This is a genomic window from Pseudomonas sp. CCC4.1 (assembly GCF_035019225.1).
Taxonomy (GTDB): Bacteria; Pseudomonadota; Gammaproteobacteria; order Pseudomonadales; family Pseudomonadaceae; genus Aquipseudomonas; species Aquipseudomonas bubulae.
In genome coordinates this window covers 44,522-62,195 of record NZ_JASJWL010000015.1, presented here as the reverse complement: position 1 = coordinate 62,195, position 17,674 = coordinate 44,522, and the positions used below count along the sequence as shown (strand labels likewise).

Genomic DNA, 17,674 nt, shown 5'->3' with positions numbered 1-17,674 from the left:
CGCTGGTGAGCCTTGAGCTTTGCACGCTGCCCATCCGTTTGAGAGCGAACCTGCAACTTCCGCTCCGCATACCGCAGATCAGCGTACGCAGCCTTGGGGTTATCTACCCTATAGCCATTGGGTATTGGGAATCATGCTGGCCTGACGCTATGTTCGATACGCGATTTTTTACGATGATAGAGCATCTGTATCTGATTTTTAGTCGATTGGCTTATTCGGCGGATGTGCGGGCAAATGCTTTACGCAGAGTACTGAAATGAAGGCCGGCTTCGGTCTGCCGTATCGAGCAAGAGGGGTCACTATGGTCACCAGAGGTTTCACCGGTCGCGGTTCAGGCGACCAGTCCGATCGGATTCCGCCAGGTCAGCATCTGGTGGAGGATTTCCCTGTTCTGTCGGCCGGCCCTACGCCGAGGGTAGAGCCCTCCGACTGGAAATTCACAGTCAAAATTGGTCCGAAGCCCGTCAAAACGTGGAATTGGGGCGAATTCAACACTCTACCAAAGACCCAGGTGACAAAGGATATTCACTGCGTCACCTCTTGGTCCAAACTGGATACCGTTTGGGAGGGTGTACTCATTGAAGACATCCTTGCAGATGCAGAGCTTGATCGGCCTACCGATTTCGTCTTGGCGCACTGCTACGATAATTATTCGACAAACGTCCCTCTGACGGATCTGCTTTCCGGGAAAGCGATGGTCGCCCTCAGTTATGCGGGCAAGCCACTTTCCCGCGATCATGGGGGGCCGGCGCGTCTTCTAGTGCCGCACCTTTACTTCTGGAAATCCGCCAAATGGGTGAATGCGCTGCAATTCACGACGCGTGACGAGGCCGGCTTTTGGGAGCTGCACGGCTATCACATCTACGGCGATCCGTGGCGCGAACAACGATACACCCATGACTGAAAACGAAGCGCAAGTCCGTTCGTGGCAATCATGCGTGATCGACGACATCATCCAGCAAACACCGAGTATCAAGAGCTTCTTCCTTCGGTTGAGCAAGCCGTTCGCGCACACCGCAGGTCAGCACGTCGATATCCGGCTGACCGCGCCCGACGGCTACAGTGCAATGCGCAGCTACTCGATCGCGTCATCGGCAGTTTCGACCCCGATCGTCGAGATAGCTATCGAGCGCATGCCGGATGCCGAAGTTTCGCCGTTTTTTCACGACATCGCGGCGATTGGTGACGAAATCGAAGTTCGCGGTCCGCTCGGTGGCCATTTCCTTTGGCCTGAGCCTGCCATAGATCCGGTTCTGTTGATCGGGGGAGGCTCCGGCCTCGTGCCGTTGATGGCAATGATCCGGCAGCGCCGCGCATTGGCCCAAGCCGTTCCGACAGCGTTGCTCCTGTCCGCACGAACCGCCGAGGACGTTCTCTTCTCAGAAGAACTTCATTGCATCGAAATCAGCGATCCGGCGTTCGTCCTGGCGCTCGCGATTACGCGCGAGAAACCGGTTCGCGCATCGGACTTTGCGCGACGGATCGACGGCATGATGGTCCAAGAAATTCTAACCAGGCTTCAGGGAAAGCCGACGCAAGTGTTCGTCTGCGGGTCTAACGGATTCGTCAACATCGCAACCGATAGCGCGCTGCTGGCGGGCTTGGACGCCTCCATCATCAAGACGGAGCGCTACGGGGGCTAGCGGCGCGAGCTATCTCACGTCGCGCCGATCGTAGACGTGCGCCCTGGGAAGCTTTGGCGATCAACGTGAACCGTTTTGCCGAACACAGTCTTCGTACCCCCCGGCCTCTAGAACGCCTTCGCTCGCGATACCTGGCTCGACATCAAGCTCAATTTGAAAGTTCCTGCACTATCCGTCGTCCTGATATGCTCGACCAGCATGATGGGCGATTCGAGCGGGACCGCTTCCGTCCCAATCGAGGCTCGGTTACCTTAGAGCATCGGCTCGGCGCTACAGGAGGCGCGTGCGGCCTCTGCCTGGCGGTGAAAGCACTTTGGGCCATGTCGCCTGGATAGCGGCCAATCGTCAGCATCTGCTCCGATGTCGGCCAAGGTGCAGTCGCCATCTTTGAACGCCGCGAATTGGAGATCAACGCCATGACAGCGATCCGCGTGCAACTGCCGGAGATGCAATATGACAACTGATGTATTGCTGTACACCACGAATTGGTGCCCGTTCTGCCGCCGAGCGAAGGCGCTCCTCAAGGAAAAGGGCGTGCGATGGAAGGAGCTCGATATTGAGGCGGATCCGGCTCACCGGCAGGCCATGGCGGAAGCGTCGGGGCGAAGCTCCGTGCCGCAGATCTTCATCAATGGCACCCTTATCGGTGGCTCCGATGAGCTATTCGCGCTCGATGTCAGAGGCGAGCTCGACAAACTTCTCGGGCGCAACCCGCCTGCCACCTGAGGAGGTGCGGCTTGGGGCAGCCAGCCCGCGAGCCTTCGCCGGTTGATGAATACAAAAGGAGAGTCCGTTGGTCTCAGCCATCTGGAAAGACACTACTATCGCCACAAGCGACGAAACAGTCATCGTCGAGGGAAATCACTACTTCCCACCGTCAGGAGTCGACCTGAGCCTGCTTGAGATGAGCCCGCACACATCTGTCTGTCCGATCAAAGGCGCCGCGCGCTTCTTTCATGTTCGCGCGGGTGACGCGCTCAACGTGAACGCCGCTTGGACCTATCCCGCCCCCACTCCGGATGCCGAGGGTATCCGGGATTACATCGCTTTCTGGAAAGGCGTGGACGTTGCCTAGCAGACTGGACGGACGACTTCGCTGATAGCCATGCGGGCGCCGACATCTCAATTATCCTGCCCACCCCGGGCCTCGTCGGCTGCAGGAATCTGCCCGGCACCTTAGCGCGACCCGGCACTGGCGGTCTCGCACCCGCCGCGCCTCTGTTCTATCAATAAGGATGGATGACATGGAGCATTCCGAGTTCGATGCCGCTTTCGCGAAGCTTGCGGAGGGATACAGAGAAGGGACTTATGAAGGCCGGCGTTTCAGCTTGATCGTCCGGCGATCTGGGGACGGACGTCGCAACAGTCTGTTCGCCAGGGAGTTGGACGGGACTGACATTGTCAGCTTCAACCTCTTCCGCGTTACATCAGATAGGACATTGTTGAAGCCGTGCGAAATGTCCGCCGAAAAGGTCGTAGCGTTCGTGCTGGAGTTCCGACCGGACACCTGACGGGCAGAAGAAGATCCCGGCCAACCGGCGCGCCTGCGACGGCCGGCTATCTAAGGCTGCGCAAGCCTATAGCCGCAGCTCATTGCACTTCGTCTGGCGAGGAATTCAACATCGATACGTCGCCATCCGCGGGGATATCGGTACAGGCGCCCGTGTAAGCCAGATTGAGAAATCCTAAGCGATGACTAACACCAATGACGCCACCCTTCCGACACATTCTATTCTTGAGGAATGCACAGCGATGGCTGTCGTCAACGCTCTGAAGATTATTCTGAAGAACAGCTACGCGATCTACCTTAAGACAAAAAATGCCACTCGGGCGCATCCCGCCCCTACTTCAGGGACTTTCACTTGCTTCTCGCTCTGTCACTCACAGCATCGGCACGCCCATGACGCATGGTATCCAGGCCTCATAATTTTCCCATATAACCTTCTTGTCTTTTGCGCACCCAGAAAGACTCGAGGCTTTAACTGGACAGATGAGCCCTCGAGGGTAGTGTTCACCTGATTGGCTTTCTCATATCTGATGTTGATTCGCACAGTGTGCCAACCAGGTGATAGTTTCAAAAAACCTGCGCTTCAGAGCGAATTAGACGATCTTCGATAAGAGCGATCCGCCTCAAAATCCAAAACATCTAACATTGTCCTAGAGCCATATTTGTACCTAGTACTATGGCGCTCCCATTAACACATTTGATGATGCACAGAAAACTTAGCTCATGATAGCTTTCAGCTAACAGCTATTCGGAAGCCCGAAAGGATTCAACCGTTTAAGCGTGAACCGTCGATTATAAATACTTTCGTAAGTTAGCTTTAAAGGACGCTTTTAGTCCTTGTAAATACGCATTACGACTCCACAGCTACCAAATCCATACGGCGCCAGCAACCATTAAAACACCCGACACTACTAAAACAATAGTAGAGGCGCGATTGCTGCCTTTCAAAGTATGACCAACACCCACATCCATAACTAGGTGTCGAATTCCGGCTACGAGATGATAAATAAATGAAGAGTATACCAACCAGAAACTAACTTTGCCGAAAGGTGAAGAAAAAATCTCCTTGACTTCATTAAAACCCTTTTCTGACTCCAACGATTTGCTCAGCATATACAGTATCAGTCCCAGAAAAATAAAGAGCATAATTCCTGAAATCCGGTGCAGAATCGATGTAAGCGCCGTGAGAGGAAGCTGAATGGTTCGAATATCAAGATTAACCGGCCGCTTTTTATTCATTTTGACTCCAGTCAACAATTCTAGTGGGGGATTTCAGTTTTCGATCTCATTCATCATAGCAGCTGTAACTAAGGCTGGCGGCGACAATAATGGAGATATTCGGGGCTTACGTTGCATTTTGAGGTCGCAAGTGCATGTGCGTAAATTGAAGCAAATTGCAAGGTTATGCCCAATAGGTAGCTAGCTTATTAATTTAACAAAAGTGACGTGTGTCGTTCTGCAGGGCATGCTGTTCCCCAACCCTGGAAAACCTATCCTCTTTAACACGTCAAAGTCGATTGATAGGCTTGCTGCAACAGCTATCTGCCCGGTTGAAGTCGAAGATCGATGTATCTGTAGGGTTTGGAAATAAATGCGGGCGCCCACCGCACTCACGGCTCAGTTACCATTCTTTGTGCATCGCGGCCGCGCGGCTAGTTGGTAGCTGTTCTAAGCCTAGTCAGTGCCGCCCTTCGCCCCAAGCCCCATAGTCAGATTTGAGAAATGACAGTAGGCGATGCCGCAACGCGCTTCATCGACCTATGTAAAACGACTCCTTTATCGAAATAGTGCACTCATCGCTCTCCACGGCGATCCCTTCATCGCGAATTGCACCGCCCAAGACGATCTGCACTGAAATCAATACTTTCTGATGCCTCTTGATTAGAGATGCCAGCCATAATCATCTCATCGCCAACGCATACGGCGTTCGGCAGCCAACACACTCTCACTCACTACTGGAAGCTCAGACATGAAAACCATAGGCATTGAAAACTCGAAGTCCAGCGTACAGGCCCACTTAACGCTTGGAACCAAAACTATGGGGCTAGGTATCTATGGCGCGTACTTGGCTCTCGCTATTATTTACTTCTGGTTCGGCGGCATGAAATTTACCCACTACGAGGCCGAGGGCCTGGTTCCACTGGTGAGCAACAGCCCGCTTTTGGGATGGGTGTATAGCATTTTTTCGGTCGACATGTTCTCCAGCCTGCTCGGCATACTAGAGATTTCGATCGGCACTCTGATCGCAGGCCGCATGCTGTCGCCCAAACTATCCGTGGTAGGAGGCGCTCTGTCTGCAGGCCTGTTCTTCACAACCCTTAGCTTTATGTTTTCCACTCCGGGCGTCATTGAGCCTAGTTTAGGGTTTCCGGCGATTTCCGTTGCGCCAGGTCAGTTTCTGCTTAAAGACTTAGGGTTGCTTGCTGTTTCGATATTTGTGGCAGGCCATTCGCTGGTTGAACTGGAAAAACGTAAAATTAATGCATAATTTTTTCAATGGCTTAAGGCAGTAATGCCTTAGGCCTTTTTGCCATCATTTTCCCCCGCCAGATCTTTCAACCAGTCACGAGGGCTCAACCCCGTCTTGCGTCTAAATGCGCGAGACAGCGCCGAAGGACTTTCGTAGCCGACTTGAGCTGCAATCAGCGTAATCGAGCGCCCTTCTCGCATCAGCTTCTGAGCCAGGCTAACTCGCCAACTCAACAAATAATCAGCAGGCGTCTGTCCGATGACACTCTTGAAATGCACGGCATACGCAGCGCGTGACATATTTGACTCACTGGCCAGCTCTGCTATTGACCAGGCATGTTCCGGGGAGTTGTGCATCTGTAAAAGCGATCGGGCAAGCCGCATGTCGGCCAGTCCAGCCATCATTCCGGTGCGCAACTGGTGATGATCGAGCAGGTAACGGAGCAACAGAATGATTAGGAGCTCAAATAAGCGCTCAAGCGCGGCTTCCCTTCCACAATGCACATTTGCCGCCTCGGCAAACATCCACTCCAACGTGTCTGCCAGCATGGGCAGATCATCGAGTGCGAGCACCAAACAGTCCGGTAATGAAGCCGACAAAGGATTATCAATTCCGCCCTCAAACTCCATGGAAGCACACAACAACTTTGCGCCATCGGACTCACCCGCAAACAATTGATGCTTGGCGGGGCGTGGCATAAAAATCAAGCTAGGGCGAGTGAGCTGCAAATCCTTGCGATCGGGACCAAGCAACGTCACGCTGCCGGCCTGAAGCAGATGGATATAACCTCGCCGCTCGGCGCCATCGTAAGATGCAGAGCCGCATAGGTCGCCGTCATAGAACAGATTGGCCCGCACGCCGAACCGCGAGAGCAAATTAGACAAACGATCCATTGGCCGATCCTTGACGAGTCAGAACGCACAGACCATACCATCTGCGTTGTCGTTCAGTGCCTGTAGCGAACATGCCGGCGTAAATCAGCCAACGGATAAAGTGATCACTGAGCAGCTCAGCCTCCCTTTCCAGTTCGGCTGTTAAAAAAACAACACCGTTGTTTGAAAGCACCAGCAAATCAAGTGCTCACTCTTCTATTTTACAGTACCTGGCAACAGCACTTTGCGGTGCAGTCGATCAGATATCCGGAAGGTTGATCGTAAGCTTCAGCCTAGCGCTCTTCGAATTTAATGTCGTCGAGCTTCGGCCCAACCATTCCCCCGACCTACTCTTCCCTCCCCTAGAGACCCTAGCAGTCACTTGAATCGCGGCTGTCTGCGATAAGGTGTTGCTGGTAACTATTGCATCAGCGCCTGAAAACTCCACCTCGGCCGGCAGACTTGAGACCTTAAGTCGTATGGTAGCGAGAGGTACCTTGGAGCCCGATAGCGTCTGTACGAAAACGAACACACTGTCATCCAAAGCGACCTTTTCGAAAATTTCCGGGGAAATGTCCACCCGTACCTTGAGCGGTGTTGGTGGCAAGCCAGCAACATGGTTAATCGTCAAATTGTTGTTTTTTTCATCCGCTGAAAGACCGTTTCTTGCCTTTCCAATGGCCTGTACTAAAGCAGCGTGTGACGGATGGTCGGAACCCATCTCTGCTAATGCGTGATGCCAATATTTTAAAGCATCTTGGTAACGATGCTCTTCAAACGCAGCCAGACCTATGAGACTCAAGCTCTGGAGCTCACCCGGATTTCCATTTAAAGCTTCATCTGTCAGCGCCTTGATTGGCGGAGACCACATTTTGTTGTTAGAGAAATACAATGCTTTAGCCCACTCGCCTAATAACTCCGGTCGGCGACCGGCCAGTGACACCGTTCGTTCGAACATTCTAGCGGCATCGTCGGGCCTCCCTTGAGCCATGTAGTTTTGGGCCAGGTTATAAGCGTTCTCAGCTGACTCCGGTTGGGCGTTAACCGCGCGTTCCAGACGGTCGTTCATTTGCGCGAGTGAACCGGGAGGCTGGGCGAACTCACGAACCAGCTCGACTTTGTCGCTGGCGCCAAAATGCAGGTACAGCGCGAGCCCCAGCGCCGGTATCAAGAAAGCCACGAATACTGGTAGCGGCTTGCCTGTAGTCGAAAAACGTTCGAGGCCAGCTCCTTCGGTGTCCGCCAGCAATTCGCGGTCCGCCTCAGAGCGGGCACTGTTTTTTTGCGCAGGAGACATCACTCCGTCCCCTTGCTGAAGCTGTAGCTCCGCCAGGCGTTCCTGATACAGCGCCACGTAAAAAGCGGTGCGATCTTCTTCGCTTTGGGCACGACGTACAAACAACACAGGGATTAGCACGAAACTGAGGGCAACCAGCAACAGCAGGCCGACCCATAGCCAGAAATCAATCATTAGATTCTTTACCCAATAGGTGTAACGACCTGCAAACGAAAACGTTCCGACCTGCAATCAGCGCCGTTTTCGACCAGGATTAACTGCGACTGTCCGGCCCGGCAAACCAGCGTTAGCTGCGAATGAACCTGCATTGATCCACACCGACCTGCATTCCATCGTCGCCAACCAGCATTAACTGCAAGTCAGAGGATCTTGTGGGTAGGGATCACAGGTTTCGACGCAGACTTAATACCATGTTTGCCAACGAGCGGATTCCCCGGAATTTTTGTCACATTATGAGCTTGATGAATCCTTTGCATGTCTTAAATTAAATAACGGGTTAAGTGACAATTTTTGACGGCCAGAGCTTTCCGACTCAAACTGTCACATAATCGAACGTATATGTGACAGGTGAAGAGATGTTGATCGGCTATATGCGGGTGTCGAAAGCGGACGGATCCCAATCCACCGATCTGCAGCGCGATGCACTGATCGGCGCCGGGGTGAGTCCTTCACATCTCTACGAGGATCTGGCTTCAGGCCGACGCGATGATCGACCGGGGTTGGCTGCTTGCCTGAAGGCGCTCCGTGAAGGCGATACGCTGCTCGTGTGGAAGCTCGATCGGCTCGGCCGCGATCTCCGCCATCTGATCAACACCGTGCATGACCTGACTGCGCGTAGCGTGGGATTGAAAGTCCTGACCGGTCACGGTGCTGCGGTCGACACGACGACTGCCGCGGGCAAGCTTGTGTTCGGTATTTTTGCTGCGCTGGCCGAGTTCGAGCGGGAGTTGATTTCCGAGCGCACGATGGCAGGATTGGCATCGGCACGAGCACGCGGCAGGAACGGCGGGCGGCCGTTCAAGATGACCGCAGCGAAACTGCGATTGGCCATGGCGGCGATGGGGCAGCCGGAAACCGTGGTTGGCGGTCTGTGTGAGGAACTCGGCGTCACTCGACAGACGTTGTACCGGCACGTCTCGCCAAAGGGCGAGTTGCGTCCAGATGGCCTGAAGTTGCTTTCACGGGGCTGATCTTGACCTGGAGGCGAATGGCTCACTACGGCCACAAGCGGTCAATCGAGTAAGCCCTGCACTAGAAACTAACCACCACGGTAGATTTCAAACAGCTCGCGAAAAAACCGATCGTATGCCGCATCGCGCGGGTCGCGGCGAGCCATCGCGCGCAGGTAGATCGCAGGTATCGAAGGCGAGCGGCGATATGGCTTGAGCGAGCCCTCAGCCCATACCTCACCGGTGACGGTCACTGACGGTGCCTGCATAACTATGGGGATTTGGGAGTAACACCACAACTGAGCCCAGATGTTTGGCCATAGATTCGATGGGATAGACTGCCTGGATAGCTTAATCTCAACGATAAGCACATGGCCGGTCTGAGAGTTGCGAAAAAGCAAGTCCGGAGATGCTCTCAAGGGCTCTCCTCTAACTGTCAGTTCCTCCAGCTCAAAATAGGGAACATGTTTGTCGTTCAGATGGATGCCCTGATGCACTAGCTTCCAGCCGTCCGGGCGTCTGCTTAACATCAAGGGCGAAGCGATTGTCCATGCTTCCTTAGGGCCCACATGACTGTTCTGACAGAACTCGAAAATTACTTTTTCGGCTTCAAGCCCCCGTTTCAAAGCATCGTCATCCTCACCAGGTCGGCCGTATAGGCTATACACCCAGTTTGTAAAAGCAGACACGGTTGCGTCCGGCTTTTCGGGCCTCATGGCTCTGGCTTTCGTGAGAAAAGCACTAGGCTTCAGATCGAACTTGCCGATTACCGGCGGGATCACTTGTTTCCAGTAGGATCGATGGCCATTCCCGGATATTTTTTTGAAGAAACTGAACGTATCCTCCACTTCCACCTGATCAAATAAGACGCGCATTCGGTTTTCAACCAGCCTGCGCCGTACTTCTGTGCGGCCGAGATCTCCGCTTGTCACCACCACACTCAATCGGTTGTCCAGACCCTGTTCAATAGGCTCAACCCCGTCAGATTCGCCATCCTCAAAATCCATATTTCGTAAATGCTCCTCAAGCCAGCTGAATCGACCCTGATTACGTAGTCACCCATTTTAATGTCTATCTTTGCAGAGATCGTCTGCTTTTGGCCGATTTCTGCCTTTGGCCAACGGCAGCTATGGGTCCAGGCTGTGTGAAAACGTTTTAGAGCAAGTTTGACAGTCGGAATCGGAACGAAAATCGCGTTCCTACGCAAATTTCAGGTCTGCTGACCTACCCAAACGCTGGCAGATTTTACGTAGCAACGCAGACTTCAAAACGGTGTATGCGTTTTCACACAGCCTCGGTCGAGAGCTGCTGTCGCTCCACGCCCTGACTTGTCGCTTAATTCCTAAGTCATACGACACCTTTTAAGGCAGATTCATTGCCAGAGAAAAGGTGTCGCATGCTTCTGTCTCGCTGTCCCCTACGGACAGGCTCGATGAGCTCACGCCTATAGCCACGCCTCACAGAGCATTTCCGCCTGGTTGAGCACTAACTGCGCCGCTTCCTCGGCTTGATCCGGCGGGTACTTGTACTTGCGCAGAATCCGCCGTACCAGAATGCGCAGTTTGGCCCTCACGCTTTCACGGCTGCTCCAATCGACGCTGACATTAGCCCGTAGGCTAGCGGTCAGTTCGTGGGCAATTTTGGCCAGGATCTCGTCGCCCAGTTCGCGCACCGAGGCCTCGTTGTTGGCCAAGGCATCGTAAAACGCCAGTTCGTCATCGTTGAGCCCAAGCGCATCGCCACGCTGGCTCGCGGCGGCGAACTTCTTGGCCATTTCGATCAGTTCCTCAATGACCTGGGCGGTTTCGATGGAGCGGTTTTGGTAGCGTTTAATCACATTGGCCAGCAGTTCGGAGAACTTCTTCTCCTGGGTCAGGTTAGTGCTGTAACGGCTTTTGATTTCGCCTTCGAGCAGACGCTCCAACAGCTCTACCGCCAGGTTCTTCTCGGGAAGATTGCGCACCTCGGCGAGAAACGCGTCGTCGAGCAAGCCGATATTGGGCTTGTCCAGGCCGACTGCCTCGAAAATGTCTACCACCTCACCGGAGACCACGGCATTGCCGATAATCTGGCGGATGGCCAACTCGCGCTCTTCGTCGGTTTTCTTTTTGGCGCTGACTTCACGTTTGATCAAGATCACCTTGATCGCCTGGAAGAATGCCACTTCCTCACGGACGGCTTTGGCTTCATCCAAGGTGCAGCACAGGGTGAAGGCTTTGCTCATGGCCAATGCAGTATCGGCATAGCGCTTCTTGCCGTCCTCCAGGCCCAACACATGGTTGGCGGCCCCGGCGAGCAGCTTGTGCCCGCCGGTGAGAAAATCGCTGCAGTCGAAACCATGCAGTAGGCTGCGCAGGACGTCGAGTTTCTCCTCCAGCACTGAATAGGCTTCATGGGCATCCACGGTCGGTCGGCCTTTGCCTTTGCTGCCGGTGTATTCCTTGAGCGCAGCTTTCAGCTCATTGGCGATACCGATGTAGTCGACCACCAGGCCGCCCTGCTTGTCCTTGAACACGCGGTTAACCCGGGCAATGGCCTGCATCAGGTTGTGGCCCTTCATGGGCTTGTCCACGTACAGGGTGTGCACGCAGGGCGCATCGAAGCCGGTCAGCCACATGTCACGGACGATCACCAGCTTGAGCGGATCGAGCGGATCCTTGAAGCGTTTTTCCAGGCGCTTTTTGAGCTGTCCTGAATAGATGTGCGGTCGCAGCAAGGCCTTGTCCGATGCGCTGCCGGTCATGATGACTTTGATCGCGCCTTTCTCCGGATCTTCGTCGTGCCATTCTGGACGCAGAGCGACGATCTCGTTGTACAGGTGCACACAGATCTCGCGACTCATGCCCACCACCATGGCCTTGCCGGGCATCTGCCCCATGCTCACCAGCCCCTGATTACGCTCCTCAAAGTGGGTGACCAGGTCGACCGCCACGCTTTGAATCCGAGGCTCGGCCCCGACCACCTTTTCCAGGGCGGCCCAACGGCTTTTCAGGCGTGATTGCTGGTCGTCTTCTTCATCTTCGGCCAGCTCATCGACCTGATCGTCGATCGCGGGCAGCTCGCTGTCTTTCAAGGACAATTTGGCCAGACGCGATTCATAGTAGATAGCGACGGTGGCGCCATCTTCAGTGGCCTGCTGCATGTCGTAGACGTGAATGTATTCACCAAACACCGAACGGGTGTCACGGTCTTCGCTGGACACCGGGGTGCCGGTAAAGGCCACGAAAGTGGCGTTCGGCAGTGCATCACGCAGGTGCTGGGCATAGCCCACCTGGTAACGGGTTTGGCTCTCGCCGGACTGTGCCCCCTCCGAGGTTTTCAGCTCGGCGCCAAAACCATACTGGGTGCGGTGCGCTTCGTCGGCGATGACCACGATGTTCGCGCGGTCGGACAGCACCGGGAAGGTGTCTTCATCCACCCCCGGCATGAACTTCTGGATGGTGGCGAAGACAATGCCGCCACTTGGCCGGTTGGCCAGTTTGCTGCGCAAGTCACCGCGTGACTCCACCTGGACAGGTTGTTCACGCAACAAATCCTGGGACAGCGAGAACACCCCGAACAACTGGCCATCCAGGTCGTTGCGGTCGGTGATCACCACGATGGTTGGGTTCTCCATCGCGGCTTCCTGCATCACCCGGGCAGCGAAGCAGGTCATGGTGATGCTCTTGCCCGAGCCTTGGGTGTGCCAGACCACCCCGCCTTTATGGCTGCCGCCGGGACGCGAGGCGCTGACTACTTGTTGGATAGCGGCGCGCACGGCGTGGAATTGGTGATAGCCGGCAATCTTCTTTACCAGCCGGCCGTCATCCTCAAACAGCACGAAGTAGCGCAGGTAATCGAGCAGCATCTTCGGTGCCAGGGCACCGCGTACCAGGGTCTCCAGCTCGTTGAATTGACCCAGCGGGTCAAGATCTTTACCGTCGATAGTGCGCCAGTTCATGAAGCGTTCGGCATCGGCCGACAAGGAGCCCATGCGCGCCTCGCTGCCGTCGGCGATCACCAGAATTTCGTTGTACTGGAACAGGTCCGGGATCTGTTCCTTGTAGGTCTGGATCTGGTCGAAGGCTTTGCCCAGGTCGGCGTTCACATCGGCCGGGTTCTTCAGTTCCAGCAGTACCAGCGGCAGGCCATTGACGAACAGGATGATGTCCGGACGCCGGGTGTGTTTCGGCCCCTGGATGCTGAACTGATTGATGGCCAGCCAGTCGTTGGCTTTCACCTCAACCCAGTCGATCAGGCGCACGAAGTCGCCTCGGGTTTCACCGTCTTTTTGGTACTGCACCGGTACGCCGCTGACCAACAGGCGATGGAACAAGCGGTTGGCCGACAGCTGTACCGGCAGGCCCAGTTCGAGCACCTGCTTGAGCGCATCTTCGCGTGCGGCCAGCGGCACCTTGGGATTGAGTTTGGCCATGGCGCTGCGCAGGCGCTCGACCAAGACCACCTGACGGTAGTTGTCGCGCTCCGGGCTCTCGCCGTCATAGGCGATAGTCGGGCCGTACAGGTGGGTGTAGCCCACCTCTGCCAGCCAGCCGAGGGTTTCCTGTTCCAATTGGTCTTCGGTCATTCCACTTCACTTCCTGTGTTCAGTTCACCGGCCAGCTCCGCCTCGATCTCGGCAATGCTCGGCAGATTTCGGCCCAAGGTGTCGGGTAAATCGCGCAGCAATTGGTATTCGGCGACGCCGATGGGTTTGTCGATACCCGACAACGCGTACTCGGCCACCAGGCGGTTTTGCTGTTTGCACAGGAGCAGACCGATGGTGGGTTTGTCGTCTTCGGCTTTGATCTGTGCATCCACCGCCGCCAGGTAGAAATTCAACTGGCCGGCGTGTTCGGGTTTGAAGGCTGTCGCCTTGAGCTCCACGACCACATAGCACTTGAGCCGAGTGTGATAGAACAGCAGGTCGATAAAGAATTCATCACCACCGACTTCAAGGCGAAACTGCCGGCCGAGGAAGGCAAAACCGGCTCCTAACTCCAGTAAGAAACGGGTGATATGACGGATCAGCCCTTCTTCGATTTCGCGTTCCTGAGCGTCATGGCCCAGGCCAAGAAAATCGAACAGGTACGGATCTTTTAGGGTTTCCTGGGCCAAGGCCGAATCCGCGGCGGGCAGGCGGCTGACAAAGTTGGTGACTGCTGAGCCTTGGCGTTGCTGCAGACGGCTCTTGATGTTCAGTTCCAACGTGCTGCGTGACCAGCCCTGCAGCACGGTTTGTTGCGCATACCACTCGCGCTCGACAGGACTATCCAGCTTGGTCAGCAGGGTCACCACATGGAACCAGGGCAATTGGTCAGCAGGCTGCTGACCAAATTGGCGATCCGGGCAATGCTGAGCGAAGAAGCGCATGTACTTGAGGTTGCTGGCTGACCAGCCCTTCATCTCCGGAAAAGCATCCTTGAGGTCGCGGGCCAGGCGCTCGATGACCTTGGCACCCCAGCCATGGGCCTCCTGGCGCTGTTGAATCTCGCTACCGAGGCGGTGATACAGCTGCACCAACTCGGCATTGACGGCCAGCGCCGCCCGCTGCCGGGCTTGAGTAATGTCGCCTTTCAGCTGAGTCAGCCAGTCGGCGTAGCCCTCTGGCAGTGCGGGAATCGTTCCCTTGCTCATGCACAAATTTCCTCGACCATCACCTCGGCCTCCGGCAGACGCAACTGGCCGGAGATCAGCCGGGGCAGTAGGGTATCGCGGAGTTGGGTGAGGGTTTGGGCTTGGTGTACGTTGGCCGTTATCTGGTCAAACATAGGCTGCACCGCATCTGAAAACGCGGCTACCAACTCAACGGGAGGTATCGTAAGTGCGTAATCAGACAAGTCCTTCCAGTTCACACGCGGCATTTTTGCGCCATTGGATAACCTGTCTGCATATGTAACTAATTCGGCGCTAAATAGGTGCATCGCCACAAATCCGTAGTAACTCATCAGTTTGGATTTGCAGACGAGAATATCCGTTGAACAGACCCCAGCGAACGGGGCTATCACAACTTTGTGAAAGTAAGGGCGCAACTTACCGAACAGGATATCGCCTTTTTCAAAGCAAGATTTCGCACTCTCCAATCTGTCAGCAGTTCCCCAGCTGTCGAGTCCAAGCGATTGCCGAGGAATGTGCTCCAAGCCGACGTACAAGGTATCAACCGTCATTGAGTTGGGTTGAATCTGCTTGCGTGCAGTCTCTGCAACGTTACCGAGCACGCCAACCCGCCACCCCCTCGGCACCAATCCCAGCCCCGACTCTTCGAAACTGTCGGGAAACAGCGCAGCGGTGGCCGCGTCCATACCTCCCGGCTCAAGCCCTTCCGCCTTGGCCCGCACCGGGTCGAAATCGACGAACCAGGATTTGAACAGCGCCTGGGCGATGGCTTCCAGGGTGCCGTTGGTTTCACGTAGCAGAGCAATGCGGTCATCGAGCGCCCCCATAACAACAGCGATCCTTTGGCGCTCGGGCCCTGAAGGGAGAGGAATTGGGAGTGCTCGAAGATCCTTCAGGTTAATCGTCGTCTGAACAGTGGTATTAGCTCGACTTCCGAGAAGATGTTGTGACAGTGGAGACCTAAGGCATAGTGCTATCCATTCAGGCTCGATATCTTGCACGGGATGGATCACAGCAACAGCTCTTGCGACATTGAAGCCACTTAATGCTTTGGAGGCCACTGCAACTTGGCCGACGCTGCCAACCAGAGTCAAAAGCACTTCGCCACCTTGCAATCGTGTTCTACTGTATTTCGCTTCTATTGCAGGAGCTATCTGCATTAGGTCAGCAAGCTCAATGCGACCATCCTTGAAATTGTTCACTCGAACTATAGAGACACCCTCACTCAAGGCCGTACCAGGCTGTACAACTCCATAGGTTACGGAGTTCTTATGCGCCAACTGATCTAATGGCACATAATCCCAACCTTTTGGAAGAACCGGAAGGTCAAAACTCATACCCCAGCCCTCCCAGCTTCTGCCGGATCAACTGATCGAGTTCCGCGCCCTTGGCCATCTGCTCGCCCAACAAGGCAGTGAGGTTCTGCATCTTGTCGGCAAAGGCTTCGTCGTCATCCTCGACCGCTTCGGCGCCGACATAGCGGCCCGGGGTCAGCACATGACCGTGCTCGGCGATTTCGGCGAGGGGTACGCTGCGGCAGAAACCGGCCACATCGACATACTCAGCAATCTCACCGCCAACATCCAGCGGCACCCCGCGCCAATTGGCCACCGTCTGCGCAATGCGCTCGATGTCGCTGTCCAGCAGTTCGATCTGCACCCGACTGACATTCGTACCCAGTTTACGGGCGTCGATAAACAGCACTTCGCCTGGGCGGGCGGCTTTCTGTTTGGCGAGAAACCACAGGCAGGCCGGGATCTGAGTGTTGAAGAACAACTGGCCGGGTAACGCGACCATCACCTCGACCACATCGGCTTCGACCATGGCGCGCCGGATTTCACCTTCACTGTTCTGACTGGAACTCATCGAGCCATTGGCCAGGACGATGCCGGCCCGGCCGCTGGATTTGAGGTGAAACAGCATGTGCTGCAGCCAGGCGTAGTTGGCATTGCCTTGCGGCGGCGTGCCGTAGACCCAGCGTGGGTCGCCTTCGAGGCTACCGTGCCACCAATCACTGATATTGAACGGCGGGTTGGCCAGGACAAAGTCGGCACGCAGATCCGAGTGTTGGTTGCGGATAAAGGTGTCGGCCGGCTCCCGGCCGAGGTTGAAGTCGATGCCGCGGATGGCCAGGTTCATCGCCGCCAGGCGCCAAGTGGTCGGGTTGGATTCCTGACCGTAGATCGAGACGTCGCCGAGTTTGCCGCCATGGGCTTCGATGAATTTTTCCGACTGGACAAACATACCACCCGAACCGCAGCAGGGGTCGTAGACCTTGCCATGGTGCGGGTTAAGCACCGCCACCAGGGTTTTGACGATGCTGGCCGGGGTGTAGAACTGCCCGCCGCGCTTACCTTCGGCGCTGGCGAATTGGCCAAGGAAGTACTCGTAGACTTGGCCTAGCAGGTCACGGGCTTTATTGGCGTCGCTGCTAAAACCAATGATGGAAATCATATCGACCAGCTCGCCGAGCTTGCCATCCGGCAACTGGGCGCGGGCATAGCGCTTGTCGAGGATGTTTTTTAACTGCGGGTTTTCTGCTTCGATATCGGCCAGGGCGTCATCAATACGCTTGCCGATATCGACTTGCTTGGCGTTAGCACGGATGGATTCCCAACGCGCGGCTTCCGGTACCCAGAACACATTCACTTCTTTGTAGTAGTCGCGTTCTTCGAGCTCGCTGGCCAGCAACTCGGCGTCGTCACTGCCTAGGTAATAATCGTCGCCGGCGTCGGCAAATTTGCGTCCCAGCTCGGCGCGGCGGCCAGCAAAGCTGTCGGAGATGTACTTGAGGAAGATCAGGCCGAGCACAATGTGCTTGTACTCGGCTGGATCCATGTTGGCCCGCATCTTATCGGCGGTGGCCCACAGGGTCTTTTCCAAGTCTTGCAGGGTGCTGCTGGTGGAGCTGGCAGCGGCTTTGCGCCCCGGCTTCTTCTGTGGCTCAGGTTCTGCGCTGGGGGCGGTCTCGTTTGGCGCATAACGGGCACGGGCCTGGTTGAGTGCCTGTTCAGCGAGGCTGCTGGTGGCCTGTTCGGCACCCTTTTGATCCGTCATGCACTGCTCCTACATCCCACGCCGATGAATTGCGCGGTAAAAAAATGAACATCCGGCCGCCGAA

Annotated in this window: 15 protein-coding genes; 7 read left to right on the top strand and 8 right to left on the bottom strand. The window is 55.5% G+C overall.

The features are described from left to right. Positions 1–301 precede the first annotated feature (301 nt). The 5 genes from QN377_RS08885 to QN377_RS08865 all read left to right on the top strand — a co-directional run bounded on the left by QN377_RS08885 (position 302) and on the right by QN377_RS08865 (position 3,154). Positions 302–904 carry a sulfite oxidase-like oxidoreductase gene (locus QN377_RS08885; protein WP_003464980.1) on the top strand — a complete coding sequence of 201 codons (603 nt, stop codon included), beginning with the start codon at positions 302–304 and terminating at the stop codon, positions 902–904. Next, positions 897–1,643 (top strand): ferredoxin reductase, encoded by a 747-nt coding sequence (locus QN377_RS08880; RefSeq protein ID WP_002118292.1) that lies wholly within the window; start codon positions 897–899, stop codon positions 1,641–1,643. Before QN377_RS08885 ends, QN377_RS08880 begins: the two co-directional genes overlap by 8 nt. 453 nt (positions 1,644–2,096) lie before the next feature. Further along, a complete protein-coding gene (gene grxC, locus QN377_RS08875; protein ID WP_005005995.1) occupies positions 2,097–2,369 on the top strand; it encodes a glutaredoxin 3 in 273 nt (90 codons plus the stop codon). Between the two features lie 67 nt (positions 2,370–2,436). Then, complete coding sequence (locus QN377_RS08870) at positions 2,437–2,718, top strand: DUF427 domain-containing protein (RefSeq protein WP_003464986.1); 282 nt, start codon at positions 2,437–2,439, stop codon at positions 2,716–2,718. A gap of 169 nt (positions 2,719–2,887) precedes the next feature. Beyond that, complete coding sequence (locus QN377_RS08865; RefSeq protein ID WP_003464988.1) at positions 2,888–3,154, top strand: hypothetical protein; 267 nt, start codon at positions 2,888–2,890, stop codon at positions 3,152–3,154. An 860-nt stretch (positions 3,155–4,014) separates the two neighbouring features. Here QN377_RS08865 and sdhC read toward each other — a convergent pair. Continuing rightward, a complete protein-coding gene (gene sdhC / locus QN377_RS08860; RefSeq protein WP_005005993.1) occupies positions 4,015–4,389 on the bottom strand; it encodes a succinate dehydrogenase, cytochrome b556 subunit in 375 nt (124 codons plus the stop codon). A gap of 730 nt (positions 4,390–5,119) precedes the next feature. On the opposite strand from sdhC, the gene QN377_RS08855 reads away from it, so the two are divergent. Beyond that, positions 5,120–5,638 (top strand): YkgB family protein, encoded by a 519-nt coding sequence (locus QN377_RS08855; protein WP_003464991.1) that lies wholly within the window; start codon positions 5,120–5,122, stop codon positions 5,636–5,638. Positions 5,639–5,667: 29 nt separating this feature from the next. Here QN377_RS08855 and QN377_RS08850 read toward each other — a convergent pair whose 3' ends face one another. Together QN377_RS08850 and ccmI are read right to left on the bottom strand one after the other, a co-directional pair. Further along, entirely contained in the window at positions 5,668–6,513 is an 846-nt protein-coding gene (locus tag QN377_RS08850) for an AraC family transcriptional regulator (protein ID WP_003464995.1), read from the bottom strand. A 238-nt stretch (positions 6,514–6,751) separates the two neighbouring features. Continuing rightward, positions 6,752–7,963 carry a c-type cytochrome biogenesis protein CcmI gene (gene ccmI, locus QN377_RS08845; RefSeq protein WP_012080656.1) on the bottom strand — a complete coding sequence of 404 codons (1,212 nt, stop codon included), beginning with the start codon at positions 7,961–7,963 and terminating at the stop codon, positions 6,752–6,754. A gap of 401 nt (positions 7,964–8,364) precedes the next feature. On the opposite strand from ccmI, the gene QN377_RS08840 reads away from it, so the two are divergent. Further along, positions 8,365–8,979 (top strand): recombinase family protein, encoded by a 615-nt coding sequence (locus QN377_RS08840; protein ID WP_200661098.1) that lies wholly within the window; start codon positions 8,365–8,367, stop codon positions 8,977–8,979. A 68-nt stretch (positions 8,980–9,047) separates the two neighbouring features. Here the strand turns inward: QN377_RS08840 and QN377_RS08835 are convergent, their stop codons facing one another. The 5 genes from QN377_RS08835 to QN377_RS08815 form a co-directional block, all read right to left on the bottom strand. After that, positions 9,048–9,965 (bottom strand): hypothetical protein, encoded by a 918-nt coding sequence (locus tag QN377_RS08835; RefSeq protein ID WP_203327754.1) that lies wholly within the window; start codon positions 9,963–9,965, stop codon positions 9,048–9,050. Between the two features lie 437 nt (positions 9,966–10,402). Then, positions 10,403–13,525, bottom strand: a complete 3,123-nt coding sequence (locus QN377_RS08830) for a type I restriction endonuclease subunit R (protein WP_120266768.1) — start codon at positions 13,523–13,525, stop codon at positions 10,403–10,405. Next, positions 13,522–14,574, bottom strand: coding sequence for a PDDEXK nuclease domain-containing protein (locus QN377_RS08825; protein WP_203327753.1), 1,053 nt, complete (start codon positions 14,572–14,574; stop codon positions 13,522–13,524). The genes QN377_RS08830 and QN377_RS08825 overlap by 4 nt, the downstream gene beginning before the upstream one ends. Continuing rightward, entirely contained in the window at positions 14,571–15,890 is a 1,320-nt protein-coding gene (locus QN377_RS08820) for a restriction endonuclease subunit S (protein WP_203327752.1), read from the bottom strand. The genes QN377_RS08825 and QN377_RS08820 overlap by 4 nt, the downstream gene beginning before the upstream one ends. After that, the gene (locus tag QN377_RS08815) at positions 15,880–17,610 is read right to left on the bottom strand and encodes a type I restriction-modification system subunit M (protein ID WP_203327751.1); all 1,731 of its coding nucleotides are present in this window, start codon (positions 17,608–17,610) and stop codon (positions 15,880–15,882) included. The genes QN377_RS08820 and QN377_RS08815 overlap by 11 nt, the downstream gene beginning before the upstream one ends. Positions 17,611–17,674: the final 64 nt, after the last annotated feature.